The sequence below is a fragment of the Nocardiopsis sp. CNZ308 genome, from assembly GCF_004217075.1.
Window position 1 is genome coordinate 1,605,123 of record NZ_SHKJ01000001.1, and the last position, 24,838, is coordinate 1,629,960.

At 70.6% G+C, this 24,838-nt stretch carries 17 protein-coding genes; 8 read left to right on the forward strand and 9 right to left on the reverse strand.

The window, feature by feature from the left end:
- Positions 1 to 520: 520 nt before the first annotated feature.
- From EV372_RS29340 to EV372_RS06895, 4 genes are all read right to left on the reverse strand, one after another.
- A complete protein-coding gene (locus EV372_RS29340) occupies positions 521 to 982 on the reverse strand; it encodes an RHS repeat-associated core domain-containing protein (protein WP_253795122.1) in 462 nt (153 codons plus the stop codon).
- Between the two features lie 307 nt (positions 983 to 1,289).
- Positions 1,290 to 4,457, reverse strand: a complete 3,168-nt coding sequence (locus EV372_RS06885) for an RHS repeat domain-containing protein (protein WP_486484102.1) — start codon at positions 4,455 to 4,457, stop codon at positions 1,290 to 1,292.
- A 499-nt stretch (positions 4,458 to 4,956) separates the two neighbouring features.
- Positions 4,957 to 6,765: a phosphoenolpyruvate carboxykinase (GTP) gene (locus EV372_RS06890; protein WP_130398798.1), complete on the reverse strand. Its 1,809-nt coding sequence runs from the start codon at positions 6,763 to 6,765 to the stop codon at positions 4,957 to 4,959.
- Positions 6,766 to 7,311: 546 nt separating this feature from the next.
- A complete protein-coding gene (locus EV372_RS06895) occupies positions 7,312 to 8,235 on the reverse strand; it encodes a universal stress protein (protein WP_130395317.1) in 924 nt (307 codons plus the stop codon).
- Between the two features lie 220 nt (positions 8,236 to 8,455).
- Between EV372_RS06895 and EV372_RS06900 the strand changes: the two genes are divergently transcribed.
- Positions 8,456 to 9,175, forward strand: coding sequence for a DUF998 domain-containing protein (locus EV372_RS06900; RefSeq protein WP_130395318.1), 720 nt, complete (start codon positions 8,456 to 8,458; stop codon positions 9,173 to 9,175).
- A 205-nt stretch (positions 9,176 to 9,380) separates the two neighbouring features.
- Here EV372_RS06900 and EV372_RS06905 read toward each other — a convergent pair whose 3' ends face one another.
- Entirely contained in the window at positions 9,381 to 11,534 is a 2,154-nt protein-coding gene (locus tag EV372_RS06905) for a HelD family protein (protein ID WP_130395319.1), read from the reverse strand.
- A gap of 291 nt (positions 11,535 to 11,825) precedes the next feature.
- On the opposite strand from EV372_RS06905, the gene EV372_RS06910 reads away from it, so the two are divergent.
- On the forward strand, positions 11,826 to 12,422 hold the full coding sequence (locus tag EV372_RS06910; RefSeq protein WP_130395320.1) for a hypothetical protein: 597 nt from the start codon (positions 11,826 to 11,828) through the stop codon (positions 12,420 to 12,422).
- 49 nt (positions 12,423 to 12,471) lie between these two features.
- Here EV372_RS06910 and coaA read toward each other — a convergent pair whose 3' ends face one another.
- Positions 12,472 to 13,377, reverse strand: a complete 906-nt coding sequence (gene coaA / locus EV372_RS06915; protein ID WP_253797527.1) for a type I pantothenate kinase — start codon at positions 13,375 to 13,377, stop codon at positions 12,472 to 12,474.
- A gap of 332 nt (positions 13,378 to 13,709) precedes the next feature.
- Between coaA and glmS the strand changes: the two genes are divergently transcribed.
- Positions 13,710 to 15,557 carry a glutamine--fructose-6-phosphate transaminase (isomerizing) gene (glmS, locus tag EV372_RS06920; protein ID WP_130395322.1) on the forward strand — a complete coding sequence of 616 codons (1,848 nt, stop codon included), beginning with the start codon at positions 13,710 to 13,712 and terminating at the stop codon, positions 15,555 to 15,557.
- A gap of 188 nt (positions 15,558 to 15,745) precedes the next feature.
- Here glmS and EV372_RS06925 read toward each other — a convergent pair whose 3' ends face one another.
- Positions 15,746 to 16,114 (reverse strand): STAS domain-containing protein, encoded by a 369-nt coding sequence (locus EV372_RS06925; protein ID WP_013155152.1) that lies wholly within the window; start codon positions 16,112 to 16,114, stop codon positions 15,746 to 15,748.
- 151 nt (positions 16,115 to 16,265) lie between these two features.
- Positions 16,266 to 16,817, reverse strand: a complete 552-nt coding sequence (locus EV372_RS06930; RefSeq protein WP_130395323.1) for an ATP-binding protein — start codon at positions 16,815 to 16,817, stop codon at positions 16,266 to 16,268.
- A 299-nt stretch (positions 16,818 to 17,116) separates the two neighbouring features.
- On the opposite strand from EV372_RS06930, the gene EV372_RS06935 reads away from it, so the two are divergent.
- Together EV372_RS06935 and EV372_RS06940 are read left to right on the forward strand one after the other, a co-directional pair.
- Positions 17,117 to 18,025, forward strand: coding sequence for a helix-turn-helix domain-containing protein (locus tag EV372_RS06935; protein WP_026338109.1), 909 nt, complete (start codon positions 17,117 to 17,119; stop codon positions 18,023 to 18,025).
- A gap of 553 nt (positions 18,026 to 18,578) precedes the next feature.
- Positions 18,579 to 18,815, forward strand: a complete 237-nt coding sequence (locus EV372_RS06940; RefSeq protein ID WP_013155155.1) for a DUF397 domain-containing protein — start codon at positions 18,579 to 18,581, stop codon at positions 18,813 to 18,815.
- 276 nt (positions 18,816 to 19,091) lie between these two features.
- On the opposite strand, the gene EV372_RS06945 is transcribed toward EV372_RS06940, so the two are convergent.
- Complete coding sequence (locus EV372_RS06945) at positions 19,092 to 20,333, reverse strand: KamA family radical SAM protein (protein ID WP_197044495.1); 1,242 nt, start codon at positions 20,331 to 20,333, stop codon at positions 19,092 to 19,094.
- A 451-nt stretch (positions 20,334 to 20,784) separates the two neighbouring features.
- On the opposite strand from EV372_RS06945, the gene plsX reads away from it, so the two are divergent.
- The 3 genes from plsX (at position 20,785) to EV372_RS06960 (ending at position 24,803) form a co-directional block, all read left to right on the forward strand.
- The gene (gene plsX, locus EV372_RS06950; protein WP_130395324.1) at positions 20,785 to 21,909 is read left to right on the forward strand and encodes a phosphate acyltransferase PlsX; all 1,125 of its coding nucleotides are present in this window, start codon (positions 20,785 to 20,787) and stop codon (positions 21,907 to 21,909) included.
- 202 nt (positions 21,910 to 22,111) lie between these two features.
- The gene (gene argS, locus EV372_RS06955; RefSeq protein WP_130395325.1) at positions 22,112 to 23,857 is read left to right on the forward strand and encodes an arginine--tRNA ligase; all 1,746 of its coding nucleotides are present in this window, start codon (positions 22,112 to 22,114) and stop codon (positions 23,855 to 23,857) included.
- A 337-nt stretch (positions 23,858 to 24,194) separates the two neighbouring features.
- Positions 24,195 to 24,803: a YceI family protein gene (locus tag EV372_RS06960; protein ID WP_130395326.1), complete on the forward strand. Its 609-nt coding sequence runs from the start codon at positions 24,195 to 24,197 to the stop codon at positions 24,801 to 24,803.
- Positions 24,804 to 24,838 lie beyond the last annotated feature (35 nt).

The window sequence follows — 24,838 nt, forward strand, 5'->3', positions numbered from 1 at the left end:
TCACCTGCTTTCTCTAGAGATCCTTGAAAGTCGCACGCCGCGTAGGCGTAGTTGTTCGCCCCCTGTCGGGACGGGCCCGGTTGGGTGAATCCCAGCATGAACGTGCTGTGGAAGCAGTGGTTCAGGTGCACCGCGCCGCCCTGGAACTGGTAGGCGCCGGTGAACCCGAACGAGCACGACACCATCAAGCTGGCGTATCCTTTATTTTTCTCGACCTGAGCGGAAGACTCTGAACGACTGACATTCAGAGCCTTCCACTGTTGCAATTCCCACTATCTAGCGGAAGTCTCCCTTAAAAGAGCAGCCAAATAAGGGAAAATAGGAAGCATGCCAGGAAAGAGGATACGATTAGCAAATCGAGCCACTTGGGTGCTGCTGATTTGCGACTGACTAGAAAAACTTTGACCAGTAGGCCAATGGCCCCAATGACCATGAGTGCGAAGGTTGCAGGAATTATCAGCATCTCTCCTAAGGGCCACCAGGGGAGCTTCCTGGTGGCCCGCTTTGCTGGATCAGCGAGTCAGTATCGATAGTGGAGCCAGAGTGCTCCGCATGTTATTCCAACTGCGGCCACGCCGATTGCCCAGAATGCTCCCCAGGGCCCCGTGATGCCAAAGGCCCAGACAAGGATTCCGATCTCCGTTCCGAGAAGCCCAGCTGCTGAGCACATGTCTAGAGCAGTTGAGTTCAGCCCGGTGGGGTCGGTGTTGTTGATGGGGTCGCACTGGGCATAGGCGTAGTTGTTCATCTCCTGCCGGGACCGGTCGGGCTGGGTGAAGCCCAACGTGAACGTGCTGTGGAAGCGGTGGTTCAGATGCACCGTGCCGTCCTGGAACTGGTAGGCGCCGGTGAACCCGAACGGGCTCAACGCCGCCGCCTCGGTCCCCTCCAGGCTCTCAGAGGTGCGCTCACCGTAGGGGCTGTAGTCGTAGACCACGTCCGGGGACTCAGCCTCCGAACCCTCGACTGTCAACGCCAGCACACATGAGAAATCAGGTTCCAGAAAATTAGAATATTACATTATTCTCTATTCTTTCTAATTGCCCCACGCGCAGCCCAGAATATCAGGCCAGACACAGACATTACCGCCAATAGCCCAAGGGTGACCAAAGTAGCCCCCCAGACATTGCCACTCTGTCTAAAGTTTATTATAAAAAACAGGACAAGTATTGCCAATGCCACAAAGGCGAGATAAATATTCCGCATTCGTTCTTTCTTCACATCATCCTTCCTTTGCAGAGGAGCTTCTGCCTCCACTTCCCCGAAGAGAGGTGGAGGCAGAAACCATACTAGGTTGTCATGCTAGCCGAGATTCGACCGCCGCATGCCCGATCGATTGCCTGCACTTGACTGATCACGATGAGCCCGGATCCAATCGCAGCGACAAACCCCATCGGGGTGGCGGCAAAGGGAAACGAAAGCCCCGTGACGATAAGCCCCAGGATGAAACCATTGATCGCTTCGTTGCAAGAATTGAGCCCGGTGGGGTCGGTGTTGTTGATGGGGTCGCACTGGGCATAGGCGTAGTTGTTCAACTCCTGCCGGGACGGGTCCGGCTGGGTGAAGCCCAACGTGAACGTGCTGTGGAAGCGGTGGTTCAGATGCACCGTGCCGTCCTGGAACTGGTAGGCGCCGGTGAACCCGAACGGGCTCAACGCCGCCGCCTCGGTCCCTTCCAGGCTCTCAGAGGTGCGCTCACCGTAGGGACTGTAGTCATAGACCACGTCCGGGGACTCAGCCTCCGAACCCGCAGCCGTCAGCGCCAGCACGGTGTTCTGCTGGTCGAGGGTGTAGTGGAACCGCTCATCACCGTCCCAGGCCACCATGGACACCAACCGCCCGTCGGGGTCGCGCACGAAGCTGGTGCGCTCGCCCTCGGAGGCGATGTTGGTGACCCCGAGCGCGGTGTTGGACAGCTGCCGCTCCACCCGGGTGCCCTCGTGCACGTCGGTGACGCCGCGCATCTGGGTCTGGTCGGTGGTGTCGTAACTCAGCCACGAGGTCAGCTGGCCCTCACCGTCGTTGGAGCGCAGCGTCTGGTTGGTCACCGAGTACTCGTAGACGTACTCACCCCGCGAGGTCATGTTCCCGGCCTCGTCGTGGCCCACCTCGGCCCCGCGAGCGCTGGTGGGCTGGTCGGCGTCGTTGTAGGCGAACTCCTCGCCCCCGGCGCTCAGCAGGTTGCCGACGTCGTCGTAGGTGTAGTCGGTGGTGCCGTCGCTGGTGAGCCGGTCCAGGCCGTCGTAGGTGAAGGTCTCGGTCTCACCGTTGACGGTGCGCGACTGCAACTGGTCGCTGTCGGCGCCGTCGTTGTCGTAGGAGTAGACAGCTTGCACCAGAGCCTGGTCGGCGGCCCCGGTGGTGGTGATGCCGGTCAGGCGCCCGGAGTCGTCGTAGGTACGCTCCTCCACCGCCCCGTCGGGGTGGGTGATGCTGGTGCGGCGGTTGTTGGCGTCGTTGGTGAAGGTGGTCTCGGCCCCGGTGTGGTCGGTGAGCGAGGTGAGCCGGAACGCGGCGTCGTAGCCATAGGAGGTGGTCTTGCCGTGCTCGACCATCTCGGTGACGTTGCCCGCGGTGTCGTAGGCGTAGGTGGTCCTCTCGCTTCCGGCCGAGTCGGTGCGCACGGTTTCGAGCAGGTCGCCGCGGCCGTTGTAGGAGTGCTCCACACTCGCCTGGTCGGTGTGCGTCGTGATCTGGCGGCCGTTGCCGTCGTAGGCGATGGCCTGGAGCAGGTCGCCGCCCTGGGAGATGGACACGATCCGGTCGAGGCGGTCGTAGCCGTACTCCAGCCTCACACCGTTGCCGTCGGTGACCGAGGTGACCCGTGACAGCGCGTCGTAGCCGTATTGGGTGGTGCCCATCGGCCCCGGTTCGTCCATCGCCGTCATGTTCCCGGCGCGGTCGTAGGAGTAGCTGGTGGAGTTGCCGTTGGCGTCGATGACCTGGTTGACCAACCCGTTGGAGTGGTACCGGATGTCGGCCACCTCGATGTCCATCTCCTCCTGGACCGCGGAGGTGAGGTTGCCCGCGTCGTCGTAGGACATCTCCAGCGTGTCCCCGTCGGGGGTGGTCACGCTGGTGGGCTTGGCGGGGTTGGCGGTGTCGGTGAACCCGACCGACGTCGTGGCTCCGGTGGGCAGTTCGGTGCCGATGAGGTTGTTGAACTCATCGTGGGTGTAGGTCACCGAGGCTTGCAGGGCGTCGGTGGTGGTGGCCACGTCCGAGTTCGCCGTCCAGGTCTGGGAGCGGGTGTTGCCGACCTGGTCGGTCGCGGAGGTCTGCCTTCCCTGGTCGTCGAACTCCAGGGTGGACTCACCGCCGCCCGGATCGGTGACCGTGGTCTGGGTGTTGGACCAGGCACCGTCGGCGTAGGAGTAGGCGGTGGTGGCTCCGTCCTCGGTGCCGTCTGGCACGGTCAGGCTGGAGACCTGGTCGTCGGCGTTATAGGCGATCTCCCACACCGCGCCGGTGGCGTCGGTGATCGAGGTCAGCAGGCCGTCGCCGTTGTAGCCGAACTCGATGTCCTGGCCCGCGCGGTCGGTCAGCGCGACCATGCCGCCGTCGCCGTTCCAGGTGAAGGCCGTGGCGGTCTCGCCGACCGGGTCGGTGATCCGGGTCGGCTGCTCCCAGGCGTCGGGGTTCCACTCGAAGGTGGTGACCCGGTCCTGGGTGTCCACGATCGAGGCCAGGTTTCCTTCGGTGTCGTAGCGCATCCGGTGGGTGTGGCCGTTGCGGTCGGCCTGGGAGTACAGCCACCCGTTGGCGTTGAAGGTCCACACCTGGTCGGCGTACTCGCCTCGGTGGAAGGTCAGCGCGTAGTGGCCATTCGACAGCTCCTCCAGTTCGGCGTTGAGACCGGAGGGCGGGGTGAAGGAGCCGTCCTCGGCGATGTCGAAGCTCTCGCAGTAGCCGGAGGGGCCCTGGAAGATGATGCTGTTGCTGAAGATGCTCAGTCCCACGTCCTGGCCGTGGGAGAGGGTCCAGCCGTCGTAGGAGGGCGCGGAGTTGTAGAAGCTGGACACCGACAGGTCCAGCCCCGTTCCGGCCACGGTCAGGTCCCGGTGGCGCACGACGAGGTTGCCGTCCTGGGTGTTGACCGCCAGTTCCATGCGGTCGCTGATCTGGTGGCGTTCCAGCGGGTACCAGGGCCGGATACCGCGGTTGACGCCGTCGTCGCAGGTGCCGACCCGGGTTTCGGGTTCTTCCGAACGGTTCTGGGCCTCGGGGGCGGCTTCGTCTTCGGCTCCGGGTGGGGACCAGGGTTCGTTGGGGGGTTCTCCGCCCACGGGTTCGGTGTTGGCCTCGCCCGGCTCCCAGGTGTCGGGGACCGGGACGGTGCGGTCGGCGGGTGAGTGGGGGTCGGTGTCGGCCAGGGCCGGGGGCGCCGACAGCAGCCCCAGCACGAGGGTGGAGGCGGCCGTCGCGGCCGTCAGGGACCAGGGGATGTGCCTTCTCACGAGGGGGATCGCTCCCAGGGGTGGGGATGTGCACGGGGAACACCCGGACATGACGACCCTGGTCTGAGGGTCCGTCTCCGGGCGGCTCAGGCACCCGGTACGTTACGGAACGCCACCCCGCGAGCACCATGAGCCCAGAGTGAAGAGCGTGACCCTGGGTGAGAGGGACCTTCGGGAAGTTTGACCACGGGCGCAACGGAGAGTGACCGCGTTCGCGCACGTGAACACGTACGCCCGCGGAAACGGAGCGTTGCGTGCGCCGGACGGCGTCCCCGCGACCCGCTGGCCTCGGTGACCGGAACCGGCCCCGACGACAACAATTGCCATAGGGCAACGATCGCGTCCCCCTGCGCCGCCGATGCTGCGCGGCGCATGGTGACCGCACGATCCACCGCGCAAGGGAGGGGCGCGGGCCCCGACGTGCCCGCGCCCCTCCCCCACGGGCCCCGTGCGCGGAAGGGGCCCTGGTCAGGGGGCTGTCACGCCCCCGTCGCGGTCGTTACCGGCTCTCCAGGCGGTCCAGCAGGGCGTGGTACTCGTCCCACAGCTCGCCCGGCAGGTGGTCGCCGAAGGTCTTGAAGAACTCCGGTACCAGCGCGGCCTCCTGCTTCCACACCTCGCGGTCGACGTCGAGCACGAAGGCCATGTCCTCGTCGGAGACGTCCAGCCCCTCGGTGTCGATGCCACCGGCCACGGGCAGGCGGCCGATCGGGGTCTCGACGGCCTCGGCCTCGCCCTCCAGCCGCTCGACGATCCACTTGATGACGCGGCTGTTCTCACCGAACCCGGGCCAGACGATGCGGCCCTCGGCGTCCTTCTTGAACCAGTTGACGTAGAAGATCCGGGGGAGCTTGGCCTGGTCGGCCCCCTGGCCCAGCTTCACCCAGTGGGCGAAGTAGTCGCCCATGTTGTAGCCGCAGAACGGCAGCATGGCGAAGGGGTCGCGGCGCAGCTCGCCCACCGAGCCCTCGGCTGCGGCGGTCTTCTCCGAGGAGACGTTGGCGCCCAGGTAGACGCCGTGCTGCCAGCTGAAGGACTCGGTGACCAGCGGCACGGCGGTGGCGCGTCGGCCGCCGAACAGGATGGCCGAGATGGGCACGCCCGCCGGGTCCTCCCACTCGTCGGCGATGGTCGGCGCCTGCCCGGCCGGGGTGGTGAAGCGGGAGTTCGGGTGGGCGGCGGGCTCACCCGACTCCGGGGACCAGGGACGGCCCTTCCAGTCGGTGAGGCCCGCGGGCGGGTCCTCGGTGAGGCCCTCCCACCACACGTCGCCGTCCTCGGTCAGGGCGACGTTGGTGAAGATGCTGTTGCCCCAGAGGGTCTCCACGGCGTTGGCGTTGGTCTTCTCGCCGGTGCCGGGCGCGACGCCGAAGAACCCGGCCTCGGGGTTGATGGCGCGCAGTCGGCCCTGCTCGTCGAAGCGCATCCAGGCGATGTCGTCGCCCACCGTCTCGACCTTCCAGCCGGGGATGGTCGGCTGGAGCATGGCCAGGTTGGTCTTGCCGCAGGCGCTCGGGAAGGCGGCGGCGACGTAGTGCGACCGGCCCTTGGGCGGGGTGACCTTGAGGATGAGCATGTGCTCGGCGAGCCAGCCCTCGTCGCGGGCCATCACCGAGGCGATGCGCAGCGCGTAGCACTTCTTGCCGAGCAGGGCGTTGCCGCCGTAGCCCGAGCCGTAGGACCAGATCTCACGGGTCTCGGGGAAGTGCGAGATGTACTTGGTGGAGTTGCAGGGCCAGGCGACGTCCTGCTGGCCGGGCTCCAGCGGGGCGCCCACGGAGTGGACGGCCTTGACGAACTCGCCGCGCTCCTCGATCAGGCGCAGGGCGGCGCTGCCCATGCGGGCCATGATGCGCATGGACACCACGACGTACGGGGAGTCGGTGATCTCGACCCCGAGCTGGGAGATGTCGCCGCCCAGCGGTCCCATGCAGAAGGGAACGACGTACATGGTGCGCCCGCGCATGGCGCCCCGGAAGACCTCGCCGAAGGTGGCGCGCATCTCGTCGGGGGCGATCCAGTTGTTGGTGGGGCCCGCGTCGCTCTCGCGCTCGGAGCAGATGAAGGTGCGGTCCTCGACCCGGGCGACGTCGCTCGGGTCGGACTTGCAGTAGAAGCTGTTGGGGCGCTTGTCCGGGTTGAGGCGGACGAAGGTGCCCTGCTCGACCAGCTGGTCGGTCAGGCGGGTCCACTCCTCCTCGGAACCGTCGCACCACACGATCTCGTCCGGCTGCGTGAGCTCGGCGACCTCCCGCACCCAGGAGACGAGCTCCTCGTGTTTGGTCGGCGCGTCCACGTCGGTATCCACGGCAGTCACAGCGGCTCCTTCTCAAAGTCGAGATCTCTCGCATCATGAACGACGATCCCCCGCAGTGACCAATTGGTTTAGGCCAATGGTCTACAGAAGTTATGCCGGAGGAACGGATTCCCCTGCACAGCAAGGGATCCGCGTGGTCTACCACCGGGTACGTACGCGCACGAACCGGGACCGGTCGGAGGCTGTTCCGGTGCTGTTGGGAGCGGGTTCCCCTGTCAGAAGGGGAACCGGGTGCCACGACCGACACACCGTGCTGTTCGTCACACCGTGTGTCCGGGGCCCGGTCGCGGGCTCTGGGCTGGCACTAGACCTGTGCCGCCGCACCCCGGGGACGGAGAGACGTCTTCCCAGGTGGGAGCGGTGGAAGCGGAGCCGGTCCGAAACAGCGGCAGGACCGCGACGACCCGGAACAGGGCGGAACGAGCGGGTCCGGACCAGCGGCAGAACGGCGACGGCCCGGATCAGCGTCAGGACCGCGACGGCCCGGACCAGCCCAGGGCGAGCCGGTCCACATCAGCGCGGAACGAACCGGCCGGATCAGCGCAGGATGGCGACGGGCCCCCTGGCGCCGTGCAGGACGGAGTGGCTCACCGATCCGAGCAGCAGTCCGCGAAAGCCCCCGCGTCCGCGCGAGCCGACCACGATGAGGTCGGCGGGGGTGGCCTCCTCCAGCAGGGCGATCACGGGGTGGGCGCGCACGACCCGGGTGCGCACCGGCACACCGGCGTGGCGCGCGCGGGGTCCGGCCAGCTCCTCCTCCAGGGCCTGCCGGGCGGCCTCGGCGGCGGTCGCGTCGTCGAACAGCTCGGGCGGGATCGGTCCGGTGGCGGCGGCGAAGGCCACCAGCGGCTGCCAGGCGCTCACCGCCACCAGTTCGGTGTCGGCGAATTCGGCCTGCGCGAAGGCGAAGTCCACCGCGCGCCTGCTGGGCTCGGACCCGTCGATGCCCACGATCACCCGGCCCCGCACACCGTGCGCGGAGGCGTGCTCCCGGGGCAGCACGATCACCGGAACGGGCGCGCGGGCGGCCAGTTCGATGCCCACGGAGCCGACGAACGCGGCCACGATCCCGCTCAGCCCGCGCGAGCCGACCACCACGGCGACGGCGCCCTCCGCGGAGGCCTCGGTGAGCAGGGCCTCCACCGGGCGGGCGTAGGACAGGCGCTTCTCCACCCGCAGCTCGGGGAAGAGCCGCGCCACCCAGTCCCCGGCGTACTCCAGCAGGGACTCGGCCCCCTGGGCGTCGGCCTCGTCGGGGAACACGTCCGGGGCGACGTCGGGGTCGGCGTGCCCGTGCCCCGCGAACACGCCGACCGAGGCCAGCGGCCCCGCCGCCGCGACGATCCGGACCCCGAGGCCGCGCAGCATCGCCTGGTGCGCCGACCACTCCAGCGCGTGGCGGCTGGATTCCGTGCCGTCGACCCCCACGATCACCCATCGCGTCGTGGATGCGCCGTCCATGCGTGCGCCCTTCTCGTCGGCCGTCCCTGCCCCGCGTATTCCGCCGGTGTCCCCCGATGATGCCGTGTGAACACGCAACCGTGGATAACGGTGCCGACGCGAGTTGGGTGAGTCGGGGCACCCCGGGTAGGGGATGGCGACACAGGGGTGGGCTCGACCGCGCGCCCTTCGGGGGACGCCTCGGCGGGGGCGCGGGAACTCGTGGAAGGCAGGGGGCACGATGTCGCACTCCACACAGTTGCACTGGGACTACAGGGACGGGAGGGTCGCGGCCGTGGTGGCCGCGCTCGTGTACAGCCTGTGGGTCGTGGAGGTCATGCTGCCCGACAGCAGCGCGGCCCGGGGAGCCCTGGCCGTCCAGAGCTCGGACTTCGCCAGGTTCCTGGAGAGCGCGCACCGCATCGCGGCGATCCTGGTGATGATCGCCGCCGGGATCGGTCTCGGGCTGGGCGCGAGGGAGAGGACGGGCCACCTGCTGGCGGTGTCGTGGTGGTGCATGCTCGTGTTCGGCACGGCGTCGCTGGCCGCCACGTTCTTCCCCGGGCCGTGCGTGGTGTCCACGGACGTCCCGTGCGCGACGGAGTCGCTGGCGGAGGGGCTGGAGGGGGCCACGGCGGCCCAGGCCGTCCTCGCGGCGGTGGCGCTCCTGGCCGCGCTGGCGGGTGCGATCGTGCTGGCCGTGGACCGGCGCAGGGCGGGCGACGGCAAGTGGCCGCTGGTGGCCGCCGTGGCCGCGCTCCAGCTGGTCACCGCCGTCGCCGTCCTGGTCGCGGCGGTACGGGTCTACGCGGGCGGGGGCGACGGCGACCCCGGGGTCGTGTTCAGCGCCCTGCAACGGATCCACCTGGTGGCGGTGGCCCTGTGGCTGCTCGCCGCGGGCCTGCTGCCCAGCCTGTGGAAGCGGGACTGGACGCCCCGGCGCGCCCGCGTCGGGCACTGAGGGACCGGAGCGGGAGCGGCACCCGCGCGGGGCGCCGCGAGACCGGCGGCTGCCCGGGGCGTGCGCACACCCCCGGGCACGCGCACACCCCCAGGACCCACACTCTCCAGGCACGCGCACACCTCAGGGCCCGCACTCCCCGGGCACGCGCACGCCGCCTCCCGGGTCCGGCGGGGCCGGGCGCCCGGCGCACTCCCGCCCGCCGTCACGCCCCGGTACCGCGCAGGGCCTCCGGCAGGGGGCGCGCGTGCACCACGTGCAGGGTGCTCACCGCGCGGGTGAGCACCACGTAGAGCCGGTTGACGCCGCGCTCCTCGGCCTCGGCGATGGCGGCGGGCTCGGCGACCACCACGGCGTCGAACTCCAGGCCCTTGGCCAGGCTCGCGGGGACCGCGACCAGACGGCCCGCGTCCGGCCCGGCGCCCGCCTCCCCCAGCAGCGGCGCGGCCAGCCCCTCGGCTTCGACGGCCTCGCGCAGGGCGGGCAGGTCGGCGTCGGCGGCGATGAGGCCGACCGAGCCCTCCCCCTTGAGCGCGGTGCGGCAGGCGTCGGCGACCGACGCGGCCAGACCGCCCTCGGCAGGGGTGATCCGCAGTGCCCCGGGCGCGCGGCGCACGGCCACGGGCGCGCCCAGCCCGGGCGCGATCGCGGGCAGCAGGCGGGCGGCGAAGTCGATGATCTGGGCGGGGACGCGGTAGCCGCGGTCCAGCACGCTCAGGTGGCCGGTGGGCTTGCCCAGGTGCTCCAGGAGCGTGGACCAGTTGACGGCCGCCGAGGGGCTGGTGCCCTGGGCGATGTCGCCGAGCACCGTGAGTGAGCCGGACACGCAGCGGCGGCCGATCGCCCGGCACTGCATGGGGCTCAGGTCCTGGGCCTCGTCCACCACGATGTGGCCGAGCCCGGCGGGGCGCTCGATGAGCGCGGCGGCCTCGTCCACCAGGGCCAGGTCCTCCTCCGACCACAGGGCCGCCTTGGGACCCCGGGGCCTTCCCGGCAGCAGGACGGCGGCCTGCTCCTCCGCGGTGAGCAGCCCCTCGGCCGCGCGGGCCAGGCGTTCGGGGTCGGTGAGCAGACCGAGCACCAGCTTGAGCGGGTCGGCCTTGGGCCACATGGCGGTGACGGCCGACTTCACGGCGGGGTCGCGGCGCACCTGCGCGTGGGTGCGGTCGTCGCAGACCTCGCCCTGGGCCTCCATGAGGGAGAGCACGGCGTGGGCGATGCGGTGGGAGAGGAGTTCGCGCCCGGAGCCGTAGGCGACGCCGCGTTCGGCCAGCTCGTCCAGGAGGGGGCGCAGGTCCTCGGGGTACAGGCGCCAGCGGCGCGACCCGCGGCGGACCATGACCGCCTCCTCGGGCGTGCGCAGGTGCGACCACAGGTCGCGGCGGACCACCTCGGCCATGCGGGCCTGGCCCTTGATCCGGGCGGCGCGGGGCTCCTCGGTGCGGCGCACCCATCCGGCGGCGGGGCGGGACCGCTCGGGCAGCCCGGCGGTGAGCATCTCGGTGACGGTGGTCTGCTGGACGTCCACCTCGCCCAGGGCGGGCAGGACGTCGCGGATGTAGGAGAGGAAGGAGCGGTTGGGGCCGACGATCGCCACACCGGAGCGGGAGAGGCGTTCGCGCTCGGTGTAGAGGAGGAAGGCGATGCGGTGCAGGCCCACGGCGGTCTTGCCGGTGCCGGGCGCGCCCTGCACGCACAGGGTGGTGGCGAGCGGGGCCCGGACCAGGCCGTCCTGCTCGGGCTGGATGGTGGCGACGATGTCGCGCATGGGCCCGGTGCGGGGGCGTTCGATCTCCGCGTCCAGCAGGGCGCTGGCGCGCTGGCCGGTCCCGGTCGGGACGGTGGTGAGCGGCTCGTCCTCGAAGGCGGTGAGCACCACCTCGGGGTCGGCGTCGCGGCCGTGGTCGATCGTGGTGAAGCCGTAGCGGCGGCGCAGGCGCACGTCCATCCGGTCGCCGGGCGAGGCCCGGTAGTAGGCGACGCAGATGGGGGCGCGCCAGTCCAGGACCATCGGGCGCCCCTCGGCGTCGTGGACGTGGCGGCGGCCGATGTGGATCCGGTCGGGCTCGGCGACGTCGGACACGTCGTCGTCCAGGAAGACGGTGCCCGGTTCGAAGTCGAGGCGGCCGAAGAACAGCGGCGCCCCGGGGACGTCGGCCAGGGCCGCCAGGCGGCGCTCGCGGCCGCGGCGCAGGGCGGCGTTGGTGACCTTGTCGTTGACGACGTCGCCCAGGACGAGTTCGCTGTTCTCGACCTCCGCGCGCATACGCTCCAGGGCGGCGCGGGCGGCGGCGAGGCGGTCGCGTTCGGCCCGGAGTTCGGGGCTCACGGGCGCGGCGGGGGAATCGGTCGTGGACATGCGGCGACCTCGGAGGGGATCGGCGGGACAGGAACGCGGCAGCGCGCGTGCGCGGGTCCCGCCCCGGTCGCCGCGAGGGCCCGGTTCGTTCCGATCCGTGAGAGCGCACAGCACCCGTTCAGGGGGCGCGGCCGAAAAGAGCCACCAGCCTAACCCGCTCCGGGACCCTCACCAAACCGGACCGGAACCCGGGCCCGCGGCCGTGCCGCCGCCGGTACGCGGCCGTCCGGGGAAGAGGAAACCAACACGGGCCCGGAAGCGTCCGAGGAACCGGGAAAGGACGGTACTCACATGCACCACGTTCAGGACGACCTCGTACTGCGGCCCGGTCTTCGGGCGGGATGGGCCAGGTTGGGTGTGGGGGTGGTGACCGGTGTGGTCGTGACCGCCGGCATCGCGTTCCGCGTCGGCCCGGGAGCGGCCCTGGCCACGGGTGTCGCGTGGACCGTGCTGGTCGCGGTGGTGGCCGTGCACCTCCACCGCGCCAGGATCGTGCTGACCGCGCACGAGATCGTCCTCAAGGGGGCGCTCTTCCAGCGGCGCCGGTCACGGTCGCGCGCCGTGTGGACGATCCGCGCGACCGTCGTCCAGCCGCGCGGGGGCCCCTGCGACACCCTGTTCGTCCTCGACCCGCACGGCGGCGTGCTCGTCCGGGTGTACGGCGCCAACTACACGACCGAGGACATGGACCGGCTGGTGGGCGCGCTCGGGCTGCCGTGCAGCGGCCCGGAGGGGCCTGTCACCCCCAAGGAGCTCAACCGGTTCCGCCCCGGCCTCGTGACGTGGTTCGAACAGCACGCCTACCTGCTCGGAATGGCGTTCGCCGTCGCCCTGACCCTGGCCGTCGTGGCGGGCGTGCTGATCGGCTTGGCCCTGACCTCGGGGTAGCCGCGGCGGCCGCGCTGCGGCCCGGCCCAGCGCGGCCGGGCCGGGCCGGTCAGGTCTTGCGCAGCCGCACCCGCCGCACGCGGTGGTCGTCGCCCTTGTACAGGACCAGGGTGGCCCGCCCCCGGGTGGGGCGGATGTTCTCCACGAGGTTGACCTCGTTGATGGTGCGCCAGGTGTTGGCGGCGAACTCCAACGACTCCTCCTCGCCGATGGCGGTGGCCATGTGGTGGAAGTAGGAGCGCGGGTCGGAGAACGCGGTGCGGCGCAGCTCGCGGAAGCGGTCGAGGTACCAGCCGCGGATGTTCTCGACCTTGGCGTCCACGTAGATGGAGAAGTCGAAGAAGTCGGCCACGGCCAGGCGCCCCGCGGAGGGGGCCTGGAGGACGTTGATGCCCTCGACGATGAGGATGTCGGGGCGGTGCACGGTCTGGCGCTCGTCCGGCACGATGTCGTAGTTCAGGTGGGAGTAGACGGGGATGTCGATCCGGTCGGCCCCCGCCTTCATCTCCGACACGAAGCGCACCAGGGCGCGGCGGTCGTAGCTCTCGGGGAAGCCCTTGCGGCGCATCAGGCCGCGCGACTCCAGCACCGCGTTGGCGTGCAGGAAGTTGTCGGTGCTGACCAGTTCCACGTCCGGGTGGTTGGGCCACTGGGCGAGCAGGGAGCGCAGGAGGCGCGCGGTGGTGGACTTGCCGACCGCGACGCTGCCCGCGACGCCGATGATGAACGGCGACGGGCGGTCGGACTCGCCGAGGAAGGCGCGCACGGCGGCGTGCCGCTGCTGGGTCGCGCCCACGTAGAGGTTGAGCAGTCGCGACAGCGGCAGGTAGACGTCCCGCACGTCGTCCAGGGAGGTGGGGTCGGTGGTGCCGCGGAGCTCGGCGAGGTCCGCCTCGGTCAGGGACAGGGGTGTGGAGGCCCGGAGCGCGGCCCAGGCCTCCCGGTCCATCTCCACGTACGGCGTGGAGAAGCCGTTCTTCGTCGTGTGAGACACGAATGACCACCCTAGAGCAGGGGGTCGACCGCGCTGGGCGGCCGGTCCCCACAAGTCCCGCCATGGCACCGTAAACGTGCCGGAAACCACATGTTCACGACACGCACCCCCAAAATTTTGCCTCTCCTTCCCGGAGGGTGGAATCGGTTCCACTCGTTGCCTCCCCATGCCCCCGACCTGCGCGGTCTACTCCCCATGCACCAAATGGTCTATACCGCTACCTGGGAAAACGACCAGTGGTATGGATGCCTGGTTGGTCGATTCGACCGGCTTCTTCGCTTACGCTGGCGGCCATGTGCGGAATCGTTGGCTACGTCGGGCCGCAACCGGCGCTTGAAGTCGTCGTGGACGGCCTCGCAAGGTTGGAGTACCGCGGATATGACTCCGCGGGTGTGGCTGTGCTGGGCGACGGCGCTCTGCGCACCGAGAAGCGCGCGGGCAAGCTCGCGAACCTGCGCCGGGCGCTGGAGGAGCGGCCCGTCAGCGGCGACGGCGCCGGGATCGGACACACGCGCTGGGCCACGCACGGCGCGCCGAACGACGTCAACGCCCACCCCCACGTGGACAACGACAACCGCGTCGCCATCGTCCACAACGGCATCATCGAGAACTTCGCCGCGCTGCGCCTGGAGCTGGAGGAGCAGGGCTGCAAGTTCCTCTCCGAGACCGACACCGAGGTCGCCGCGCACCTGCTCAACGCCGAGCTGGCCCGGACCGGCGAGCTGCCCTCGGCCATGCGCGCCGTGTGCAAGCGCCTGGAGGGCGCGTTCACCCTCGTGGCCGTCTCCGTGGACGACCCCGACCTGGTCGTGGCGGCCCGCCGCAACTCCCCGCTGGTCGTCGGCCGCGGTGAGGGCGAGAACTTCCTGGCCAGCGACGTGGCGGCGTTCATCGCCCACACCCGCGAGGCGGTCGAGCTGGGCCAGGACCAGGTCGTGGAGCTGCGCGCGGACTCGATCACGGTGACCGACTACGAGGGCAACCCCGTCGACGTGCGCGAGTACCACGTGGACTGGGACGCCTCCGCCGCCGAGAAGGGCGGCTACGACTACTTCATGCTCAAGGAGATCGTCGAGCAGCCGCGCGCGGTGGCCGACACCCTCCTGGGCCGCGTGACGGTCGACGGCCAGCTCACCCTGGACGAGATGCGCCTGTCCCCCGAGGACCTGCGCTCGGTCGAGAAGATCGTCATCATCGCCTGCGGCACCTCCTACCACGCGGGCCTGATCGCCAAGTACGCCATCGAGCACTGGTGCCGCATCCCGTGCGAGGTCGAGGTCGCCAGCGAGTTCCGCTACCGGGACCCGATCCTGGACCAGCAGACCCTGGTCATCGCCATCTCCCAGTCCGGCGAGAGCATGGACACCCTGATGGCGGTCCGCTACGCCCGCGAGCAGCGCGCCCGGGTGCTGGCCATCTGCAACGTCAACGGATCCACCATCCCGCGCGAGTCCGACGGCGTGCTGTACACGCACGCGGGCCCCGAGGTCGGCGTCGCCGCCACCAAGACCTTCCTCACCCAGCTGGCCGCCTGCTACCTGATCGGCCTGTACCTGGCGCAGGTGCGCGGGCTGAAGTTCGGCGACGAGATCAACGCCGTGATCGCCCAGCTGGCCACCATGCCCGAGCAGATCGAGCGGGTCCTGGAGACGGCCGAGCCGGTCCGCGAGCTGGCCCGGTCGCTGGCCGACGCGGACACGGTGCTGTTCCTGGGCCGCCACGTGGGCTACCCCGTGGCGATGGAGGGCGCGCTCAAGCTCAAGGAGCTGGCGTACATGCACGCCGAGGCGTTCGCCGCCGGTGAGCTCAAGCACGGGTCGATCGCGCTGATCGAGGACGGCGTGCCGGTCGTCGTGGTGGTGCCCTCCCCCGAGGGCCGCAGCGTGCTGCACGACAAGATCGTGTCCAACATCCAGGAGGTGCGCGCCCGCGGCGCCCGCACCATCGTCATCGCCGAGGAGGGCGACGAGGCGGTCCGCCCGTACGCGGACGTGCTCATCCCCATCCCGGCCGTGCCGACCCTGCTCCAGCCGCTGGTGTCCACGATCCCCATGCAGGTGTTCGCCTGCGAGCTGGCCCTGGCCAAGGGCAACGACGTGGACCAGCCGCGCAACCTGGCCAAGAGCGTGACGGTCGAGTAGCGGCGGGGACCGAGGAGGGGGCGTGTCCGGCGCACGGCGCCGGGCGCGCCCTCCTTCGTGCCCGGAGACCGGTGTGTCCGGGGTCGGCCCGCGCACGGGGACGTGTGACGTCCGAGGTCGGTCCGTATGCGGCTGGGAACCGGATCGGGGGCGCGACCGGGTCCGCTCCCCCCGTGGGAACGCTCCCGTCAGCGCGGCGCGCCGTGCCCCGACCCGTCGTGGGCGGAGCGGGCGGCGGAGACGTCGGGATGGGTCGGCAGGACCGCGCCCAGCGCCAGGACGTCGAGGATGCGGGTCAGCTGGCGCGGGGGGCAGGCCAGGAGAAGGTGGTGCCGTGCCCCCGTGGCGAAGCGCAGGGCCCGCACGAGGGCGTTGACGCCCGAGGCGTCGATGAACTCCACCGCGGACAGGTCCACCACCACGCAGCCGTCGGCGGCGGCGGCCGTGATCCGGGTGAACGCCTCCTCGGCGGTGGCGATGTCGATCTCGCCGCCCAGCTCGACGACGGTGATCCCGTCACAGACGAACTGGTCCTGTTCCGTGTCCAGCACGGTCACGCCTCGCTCCGGGATCGGGTGTAGGGAACTCTGCTCAGGACGCGGTCGGCCAAATGCCGACATGCGTTGACAGCCTACTCTTCCCGGACGGCCCGTCCGGTGCCGTCCACAGCCCCGGAGTCCTTTTCCGGCGTCGCCTCACAGGCGCGCGTCAGCCCTCACCACCGCATATCGCCCACACGATTTTTCCGCGGTCGCGCACCGGTTCCCAGCCCCATTCCCGGCTGAAAGCGGAGACGAGGCCGAGCCCCCGGCCCGACTCCGCGAAATGGTGGGCGTCCACTCTGACCGGCGCTTTCACACTGGAATCGGCGACCATGCACACCACTCCGCCCCGGCCGCCGTCGAGGCGGCGCAGCTGGACCACGACGCGGCCGTGCGGGACACCGCGCTCGGGGAGGGCGTGGCGGCAGGCGTTGCCCACGAGTTCGGAGACGATCAGCCGGACGTCCTCCAGCTCCTCACGGAACCCCCACCCCTCCAGGACCCCGGAGGCGAACTCGCGCGCCCGGCGCACCGACTCCGGCGAGGCCGCGAACGCGCCCGCCGCCGCGTCCCTCGTCCGCGCGCGCTCCCCGACCGAGAGGCGGCCCAGTGGGTCGTCCCACCAGCCGCCCAGGAGTGCCTGGGAGGCCTCCGCGAGAGAGGGGCGGCTCCAGGAGGGCTCGGAGTCGGTCTCCGAGGACACCAGCTCTGCGTTCATCACGGTCCTCACGAGTGCGCTGTCGGTTGACCCGGTCCGCGGGGCCATCGTGGCTTACATCTGTAAGACACAGATGCACGTGCAGCTCAACGTCCGGGCTAGCGTATAGGACGAAGCACCCTTATTGGTAGATCCCCTGCGCAGAATTCACAGACGGGCATCCGTGTTTACATCAGACCCGTAAGGGGCTCATAGGCCCCGGCCCAATCCCCGCTCGCCCCTGTCCGTAACGAAACCCCGTGGGTATACTGAGCGGTCGCCCGCACCAAAGCCGTTACAGCCGTCGCACAGGAGGCGATGTGGTCGCCGAAGAGGCACAGAATCTACAGGTCACCCAGGATTTCCTGGCCAATTCCAGCGGTGGCCCCACCGTGCTGCGCATTCTCCTGGGAACGCAGCTGAGGCGGCTGCGGCAGGAGAAGGGGATTTCGCGGCACGACGCCGGGTACGCCATCCGCGCCTCCCACGCCAAGATCAGCCGCATGGAGCTGGGCCAGGTCAGCTTCAAGCGCCGCGACGTGGACGACCTGCTCAAGCTCTACGGCGTGGACCGGGCGGACCAGCGCGAGGCCCTCCTCGGACTGGTCTCCAGCGCCAACGCCCAGGGCTGGTGGCACAAGTACGGCGACGTGCTGCCGAACTGGTTCGGCGTCTACGTCGGCCTGGAGGAGGCCGCGTCGGTCATCCGCACCTTCGAGGTGCAGTTCGTCCCGGGCCTGCTCCAGAGCGAGGACTACGCGCGCTCGGTCATCCGCCTGTCCCGGACCGCCACGTCCGACGATGACGTGGACAGTCGTGTGCAGATGCGCATGCGCCGCCAGCGCAGATTCGTCGAACCGGACGCGCCCAGACTGTGGGCGGTCATCGACGAGGCCGTGCTGCACCGCCCCTACGGCGACACCCGGGTGATGCGGGAGCAGATCGAGCACCTGATCGAGATGGCCCGCCGCCCCAACATCACCCTCCAGATCGCCACCTTCGCCATGGGCGGCCACCCCGCCGCGGGAGGCCCCTTCAGCATCCTGCGCTTCCCCACCCCCCAGCTGCCCGACGTGGTCTACCTGGAGCAGTTGAGCAGCGCCCTGTACTTCGACAAGTACGACGACACCCACCGCTACGCGCAGACGATGGACCACCTCGCCACCCAGGCGCCGCCGCCCTCCGCCACGGAGGAGATCCTCCGCGGCTTCCTGGAGCGCTACTCCTGACCCCCGGCCCCACCCGAGCACTGCTCCTGGACCCCCGCCCCGCCCCCGCCAGCCGTTTCCCGAGCCCCTGACCGGGGTACCCGCCTCGGGACGCCCTTCCCTCCACCTCCGGATCGCGCCACCGGCCCCCCGCCTCACCGGTCGCCTCCTCCCCGCCGCCGTCCCACGCCTGGTCGCCCTCCGCGCCCGGGCGTTCGCTCTGCGCACACGAAACCGGTCCTCCGATGGCCCCCTTCGGCCACGACCGGGCAACGATCCGCGGAGGCCGAACCCCCCGCTTTCCCCGACGCGTTAGGCGTGACGTGCGCTTCTGTCCCCGAACCGCCCGGCGCGCTTGCATAAGTACTTACCGCCGTAAGTACGAATGCACGTGCATAAGCTACGCTTTGGCTCGCACCGGGGATGAAACAGCCCAACGGGGGACAGGGCCGCCCATGCCCGGGGGTCGTCTTCCCGGTGGGGGCCGGGGGTTCGACACAACGGGCGCGGTGGACTGGACCGCCGCGTGTGGACACACCCCGCTCACGCGTCCCCCACGTTCCAGGAGGTTGAGATGCATCCGATCTACAACGGCGTTCCCGCCAGCCGCCTGCCGAAGGTCGTCTGGACCAAGAGCAGCTGGAGCAACCCGGACGGGAACTGCGTCGAGGTCGCGGCGCTACCGGACGGGGACATCGCCGTGCGCAACTCGCGCGACCCCCAGGGACCGGCGCTCGTCTACACCCCCGCCGAGATCGAGGCCTTCGTGCGCGGCGCCAAGACCGGCGACTTCGACGCCCTCCTGAGCTGACCCGACTCCCCCACCCCTCAGACCATCCCGGAAAGGGTCCGCGTCGAGGGCCGCCGCGACCACCCGAACCCGTCCGGCGGCCCGCACTCCGTCCACGACGCGGACGCGAGCGGAGCCCGGCACCACCGCGGTGCCGGGCTCCGTCTTCGTGTCCGGGGCCGCGCGCGGCGGACGGGACCCGCCCCAGGGACGCTCCAATTCCCCTGGGACGGGACCGCCGTCCGCTCCTTCCTCGGCCTCGGGGCCGGGGACGCGCCGCGCGGCGCCGGTCCGTGGCTACAGGCGGGTGGGATCGACCAGGCCGCCGGGCGCGCCGGCCGGGGGCCGCTCCCACGGCAGGTGGGTGGCGCCCAGGGCGGGCTTGAGGTCGAACAGCCACGCGGCCTTCTCGTCGTACTCGGCGAAGAAGGGCCTGCCGACCAGCTCGGGGTCGCGCGCCTGGATGAAGTGCAGGACGAAGACCTTCTGGCCCGCCACCTCGGTGACGCCGTCCACGCACACCTTGCCCGGGGTCGCCGACATCGACGGGCCGCGCACCGTGCGGGCCAGTCCCGAGACCTTCTTGTAGGCGCCGCGGAAGATCTCGTAGGCCTCCGCCAGCGGCACCGCGAAGTAGTCCTGCGGACCCGTGTCACGCTCGACGAACATGTAGTACGGGACCATGCCGTGCCGCACGTGGGTGCGCCACATGCTCTCCCACACGGCGGAGTCGTCGTTGATCGTGCGGATCAGCGGCGCCTGCGTGCGGATGACGGCGCCGGTCGCGCGGATGCGGCGCACCGCCTCCTGGACCAGCTCGGGCCGCATCTCGTTGGGGTGGGAGAAGTGGGCCATGAACGCGAGGTTCTTACCCGAGGCCACGACCTTCTCGAACAGGCGCAGGGTGTCGTCGGCGTCCGGGTCGGTGACGAAGCGCTGCGGCCAGTAGGCCAGTGCCTTCGTGCCGATGCGGATGGCCTCCAGGTGCTCGATCTCCAGCAGCGGCTCGATGTACTTGGAGATGACCCCCTCGCCCATGATCATCGGGTCGCCGCCGGTGAACAGGACGCTGGTGACCTCGGGGTGCGAGCGGACGTAGTCGACGAGCTGGTCGATCTCGCTGGAGGCGAACTTCAGGTCGGCGTCGCCGACGAACTGGGCCCAGCGGAAGCAGTACGTGCAGTACGCGTGACAGGTCTGCCCCTGCTTGGGGAAGAAGAGCACGGTCTCCTTGTACTTGTGCTGGACGCCGGGGATGGGCTCCTCGTTGGCCAGCTTGGGCACGTTGAGGTCCATCTGGCCCGCGGGGTGCGGGTTCAGGCGTGCGCGGATCTGGTTGGCGGCCTCGTTCAGCTCCTTGCGCTGGGCGCCAGAGCGCAGCAGGTCGGCGATCCGGGACACGTCGTCCTGGGGCAGCATGTCCGCCTGCGGGAAGACCAGGCGGTAGATCGGATCGTCGGGAGCCGCGTCCCAGTCGATCAGCTCGTCGACGACGTAGCTGTTGACCCGGAACGGCAGCACGGTGGCCACCGCCTGCACCGCGAGCCGCTCGTCGGCGGCGAGTCCGGCTCGCGTGGTGAGCTCGTCGAGGTGTTTCGTGGTGTAGGCACGAAACCGACGTCCGGCGGACGGGGACGTTGCCACGTCTGGCGTTACGCTCACGCCTCTCCTCTCTGCGGGTGAGCAGGGTGCCCGGCGGGTTGGTGCGGGCAGCCCTGAGCCGGCGGTTCCGGTGCGCGTGCGCACCGGCGGACCACCGGGAAGGTGTTCGATGTGGTTGTCGCGTGCCGCCGGAGGGTGATCACACCCCGGGGCAGCGAGCGGATATACCCCGTTTGGGGACTTTTATCCATCATGCGGGAAGTCCAGTCCTGACCTGGACATACGGGAAGTATCCTCGCATGAGTAGACGAAAGCGCCCGACCGCGCCGCCACGGCGCGACCCGGTACCGTGTCACCGCGTCCGCCCACCACACCCGTGAGGGAACAGTTGACTGGTACACCCGACGCGGAGGCCTCCGTCGCGCGGCGCTCCTCCCCGCCGATCATCGCCGTGGACGCGATGGGCGGCGACAACGCGCCCGCCGAGATCGTGCGGGGCGCCGTGCTGGCCGTCCGCGAACTCGGCCTGCGCGTCCTGCTCGTGGGGCGGCGCAGCGAGATCGCCGCGCTGCTCGCCGAGGAGGGCGCGCTGCGCGACATCCCCATCGTGCACGCCGAGGACAACCTGGCCATGCACGAGGGCGCCCTGGCCAGCTGGCGGCGGCCCCGCTCCAGCGCGGCCGTCTCCTGCCGCCTGATCCGCCGGGGCGACGCCGACGCCCTGGTCTCGGCCGGTTCCACCGGCGGGATCGTGGCGACCTCCACCGTGCGGCTGCGCACCCAGCCCGGGGTGCTGCGCCCGGCGCTGGCTGTGACCCTTCCCACCGGTGAGACGCCCACGATCATGGTGGACGCCGGGGCCAACGCCGACGCCAAGCCCGAGATGCTGGTGCAGTTCGCGCACCTGGGCTGCGCGTACGCCCAGACCGCGTTCGGGGTGCGCAGGCCCAGGGTGGGCGTGCTCACCATCGGTTCGGAGCCGGGCAAGGGCAACAAGCTCGTGCGCCGGGCGACGGAGCTGCTGGCGGCCACCGCGGAGGGGCCCCCGGCGATGGACTTCCGGGGCAACATCGAGGGCCACGACCTGCTCGCGCGCAAGGTGGACGTGGTGGTGACCGACGGCCACACCGGCAACGTGGCGCTGAAGTCGGTGGAGGGAACGGCCGCGTTCGCGATGGAGGCCGTGCACGCGGCGCTGACCTCCTCGACGGCGGCCAAGGCGGGCGCGCTGTTGCAGCGCAGGGCGCTGCGGAGCCTGCGCGAGCGGCTGGACAGCGAGACCTACGGCGGGGCCGCGCTGCTGGGCCTGAACGGGACCGTGGTGATCGCGCACGGCGACAGCCGGGCCAAGGGCGTGGCCCGCGCCTGCCAGCTGGCCAACGACCTGGCGGGCGGCCGCATCGGGGAGCAGATCCGCCGCCGGGTGCACAGCCGCCCGCCGAACTGGCTGCACCGCCTGGCCCAGTCCGAGGCGCCGGGGCAGCGGAGCCCGGAGCAGACCGAGGAGCGCTGACGGCGGCCCGGAGCACCGGAGCGGCCCGGGACGGGGCGCCGGTAGGCGGGCAGCGCGAAGCGGACGGCGCCTGGGGATCCCCTTGTGTCCAGGTTGTTTCCGGCCGACGCACCGCGCCCACCCCCTCCCGGGGCCTGTGGACGACCGCCCGCCCCGGCCCGCACGGGCCGGGAGGGGCGGCTCCGGTCGGTACGCTTGGGGCATGGCCGACCCGCAGGAAGTACTCTCGCGACGGGTCCAGTCCGCCCTCGGCGCCGCCTTCGGCCCCGAGTTCGCCGACACCGACCCCGTCATCCGCCCGTCCCAGTTCGCCGACTACCAGGCGAACGCCGCGCTCGCGCTCGCCAAGCGACTGGGCCGAAAGCCGCGTGAGGTGTCCGCGGCGATCATGGAGCACCTGGACGTGGCCGACGTCTGCCGCGACGTCGAGGTCAGCGGGCCGGGCTTCATCAACCTGACGCTGCGCGAGGACTGGATCGCCGGGCAGACCCGCCGACTCCTGGACGACCCGCGGCTGGGCGTCCCCGAGCAGGAGCGCCAGAACATCCCGCTGGACTACTCCGCGCCCAACGTGGCCAAGGAGATGCACGTCGGGCACCTGCGCACCACCGTGGTCGGCGACGCGCTCGCGCGCACCCTGGAGTTCCTGGGCCACAACGTCATCCGCCAGAACCACATCGGTGACTGGGGCACGCCCTTCGGCATGCTCATCGAGCACCTGCTGGAGGTGGGCGAGGACTCCCCCGAGGCGGACCTGGTCACCACCGACCCCAACGCCTTCTACCAGGCCGCCCGGACCAAGTTCGACTCGTCGGGCCCCGGCCCCGAGGACTTCGCCGCGCGCGCCCGCCGCCGCGTGGTCTCCCTCCAGGGCGGCGACGAGGAGACGCTGCGCCTGTGGCGCAAGCTCGTCGGCCTCTCCAAGGTCTACTTCAACAAGGTGTACGCCAAGCTCGGCGTGACCCTCACCGACGAGGACCTGGCCGGGGAGAGCAGCTACAACGCCGCGCTCGCCGACGTGTGCGAGGAGCTGGAGGCCAAGGGCATCGCCGAGATCAGCGACGGCGCCCTGTGCGTGTTCCTGGAGGGCTTCACCGGCCGCGAGGACAAGCCCGTCCCGCTGATCGTGCGCAAGAGCGACGGCGGCTACGGCTACGCCACCACCGACCTGGCCACCGTCCGCCACCGCGTGGACGACCTCAAGGCCGACCGCATCCTGTACGTGGTCGGCGCACCGCAGGCCATGCACTTCAAGATGGTGTGGGCCACCGCCCGCGAGGCCGGATGGCTGCCCGAGGGCGTGGAGACCGTCCACGTGCAGATCGGCAACGTGCTGGGCGGCGACGGCAAGATCCTGCGCACCCGCAGCGGCGCCCCGGTGCGCCTCATGGCGCTGCTGGACGAGGCGATCGAGCGCGCCGCCGCGGTGGTCGCGCAGAACCGCCCCGACCTGGACGCCGAGGGCCAGGCCGAGATCGCCCGCCAGGTGGGCATCGGCGCGGTCAAGTACGCCGACCTGTCGGTCGCGCACGACACCGAGTACACCTTCGACTTCGACCGGATGCTGGCCCTGACCGGCAACACCGGCCCGTACCTGCAGTACGCCCAGGCCCGGATCCGGTCCATCTTCCGCAAGGGCGGCCTGGAGCTGTCGCAGGCCAGGGGGGACATCAGCGTCTCCGAGGGCGCCGAGCGCGACCTGGCGCTCAAGCTGCTGGAGTTCGGCGCGGTGGTGGCGCAGGTCGGCGACCTGCTCCAGCCGCACCGGCTGTCCACGTACCTGTTCGAGCTGGCGCAGTCCCTGACGGCCTTCTACGAGCACTGCCCGGTGCTGACCGCCCCGAACGAGGCCGAGCGCGAGTCGCGCCTGGCGCTGGTCGCGGTGGCGTTCCGGGTCCTGGTCCAGGGCCTGGACCTGCTGGGCGTGGAGGCTCCCGAGCACATGTAGCGGGGCCCACGCGGGTCCACCGGACGCGCGTGTGAGAGGAGGCCGGGGCGGTGCCGCCCCGGCCTCCTTCGTGTGCGCGCCGGCGCCCGTGGGCGCGCGGTCCTTCGCGTGCCGTGTCCACCCGCGAACGCGCGGCTGACCGGTTCCGGCCGCCCAGAACCCTCCGGGAGATCTCACACAGCACGAATCGCCTCGTCAGAGGCGGTTCCAACGCGTGCGCGGCCACCGAGTCGAAGATCTCGCCTCCGGCCGGGCCGGAACTCCGTTCCCCGTCGGGGCGTCAGACCTAAAGTATGTGGACAAAAGCCCCATATAAGACAAAAGGGAGAAATAGGTAATGACAACCGCCCCCGCGCAGGTCGGCCCCGAACCCGGCACCTGGTACCTCGACCCCCTGCACTCCAGCCTGATCTTCGTCGCCCACTACCTGCGCTTCGGACGGGTCCAGGGCACGTTCGGCCAGGCCTGGGGCCGTGTCGCCGTCGCCGAGGAGCCCGGACGGTCCGCGGTGGAGGTCGTCCTCGACGCCGCCAGCGTCAACACCGGCGTGGGCGCGCGCGACGCCCACCTGCGCTCCCCCGACTTCCTGGACGTGGACCACCACCCCGAGCTGCGCTTCGTCTCCACCGGGCTGGAACCGGGCGGACGCAACCCCCACGCCTTCCGCCTGCACGGCGACCTGACCATCCACGGCACGACCGTGCCCACCGTGCTGGACGCCCGGTGGGTGGGCGAGGCCCCCGACTACGCCTCCCCCGAGGACACCCACGGCCACTTCTTCTCCGCCACCACCCGGATCCGCCTCTCGGACTTCGGCGTGGGCGACGGCGGTCCGGTGCCCTGGGGAGGCCGCATGGTCGGCGACACGGTGGACATCGTGCTGGAGGTGCGCCTCCAGAACCAGGACCCCGCCCCCTTCCTCCGCCAGATCGGGCACGCGCCCTGAGGAGCGCGTGCCCGAACGGCCAGGGTCCCGCGGGA

Coding starts and splice junctions, on each gene's coding strand:
- EV372_RS06895 (WP_130395317.1), bottom strand. CDS start 8,235: ATGGACGGCGCATCCACGACGCGATGGGTGATCGTGGGGGTCGACGGC.
- EV372_RS06900 (WP_130395318.1), top strand. CDS start 8,456: ATGTCGCACTCCACACAGTTGCACTGGGACTACAGGGACGGGAGGGTC.
- EV372_RS06905 (WP_130395319.1), bottom strand. CDS start 11,534: ATGTCCACGACCGATTCCCCCGCCGCGCCCGTGAGCCCCGAACTCCGG.
- EV372_RS06910 (WP_130395320.1), top strand. CDS start 11,826: ATGCACCACGTTCAGGACGACCTCGTACTGCGGCCCGGTCTTCGGGCG.
- glmS (WP_130395322.1), top strand. CDS start 13,710: ATGTGCGGAATCGTTGGCTACGTCGGGCCGCAACCGGCGCTTGAAGTC.
- EV372_RS06930 (WP_130395323.1), bottom strand. CDS start 16,817: ATGAACGCAGAGCTGGTGTCCTCGGAGACCGACTCCGAGCCCTCCTGG.
- EV372_RS06940 (WP_013155155.1), top strand. CDS start 18,579: ATGCATCCGATCTACAACGGCGTTCCCGCCAGCCGCCTGCCGAAGGTC.
- argS (WP_130395325.1), top strand. CDS start 22,112: ATGGCCGACCCGCAGGAAGTACTCTCGCGACGGGTCCAGTCCGCCCTC.
- EV372_RS06960 (WP_130395326.1), top strand. CDS start 24,195: ATGACAACCGCCCCCGCGCAGGTCGGCCCCGAACCCGGCACCTGGTAC.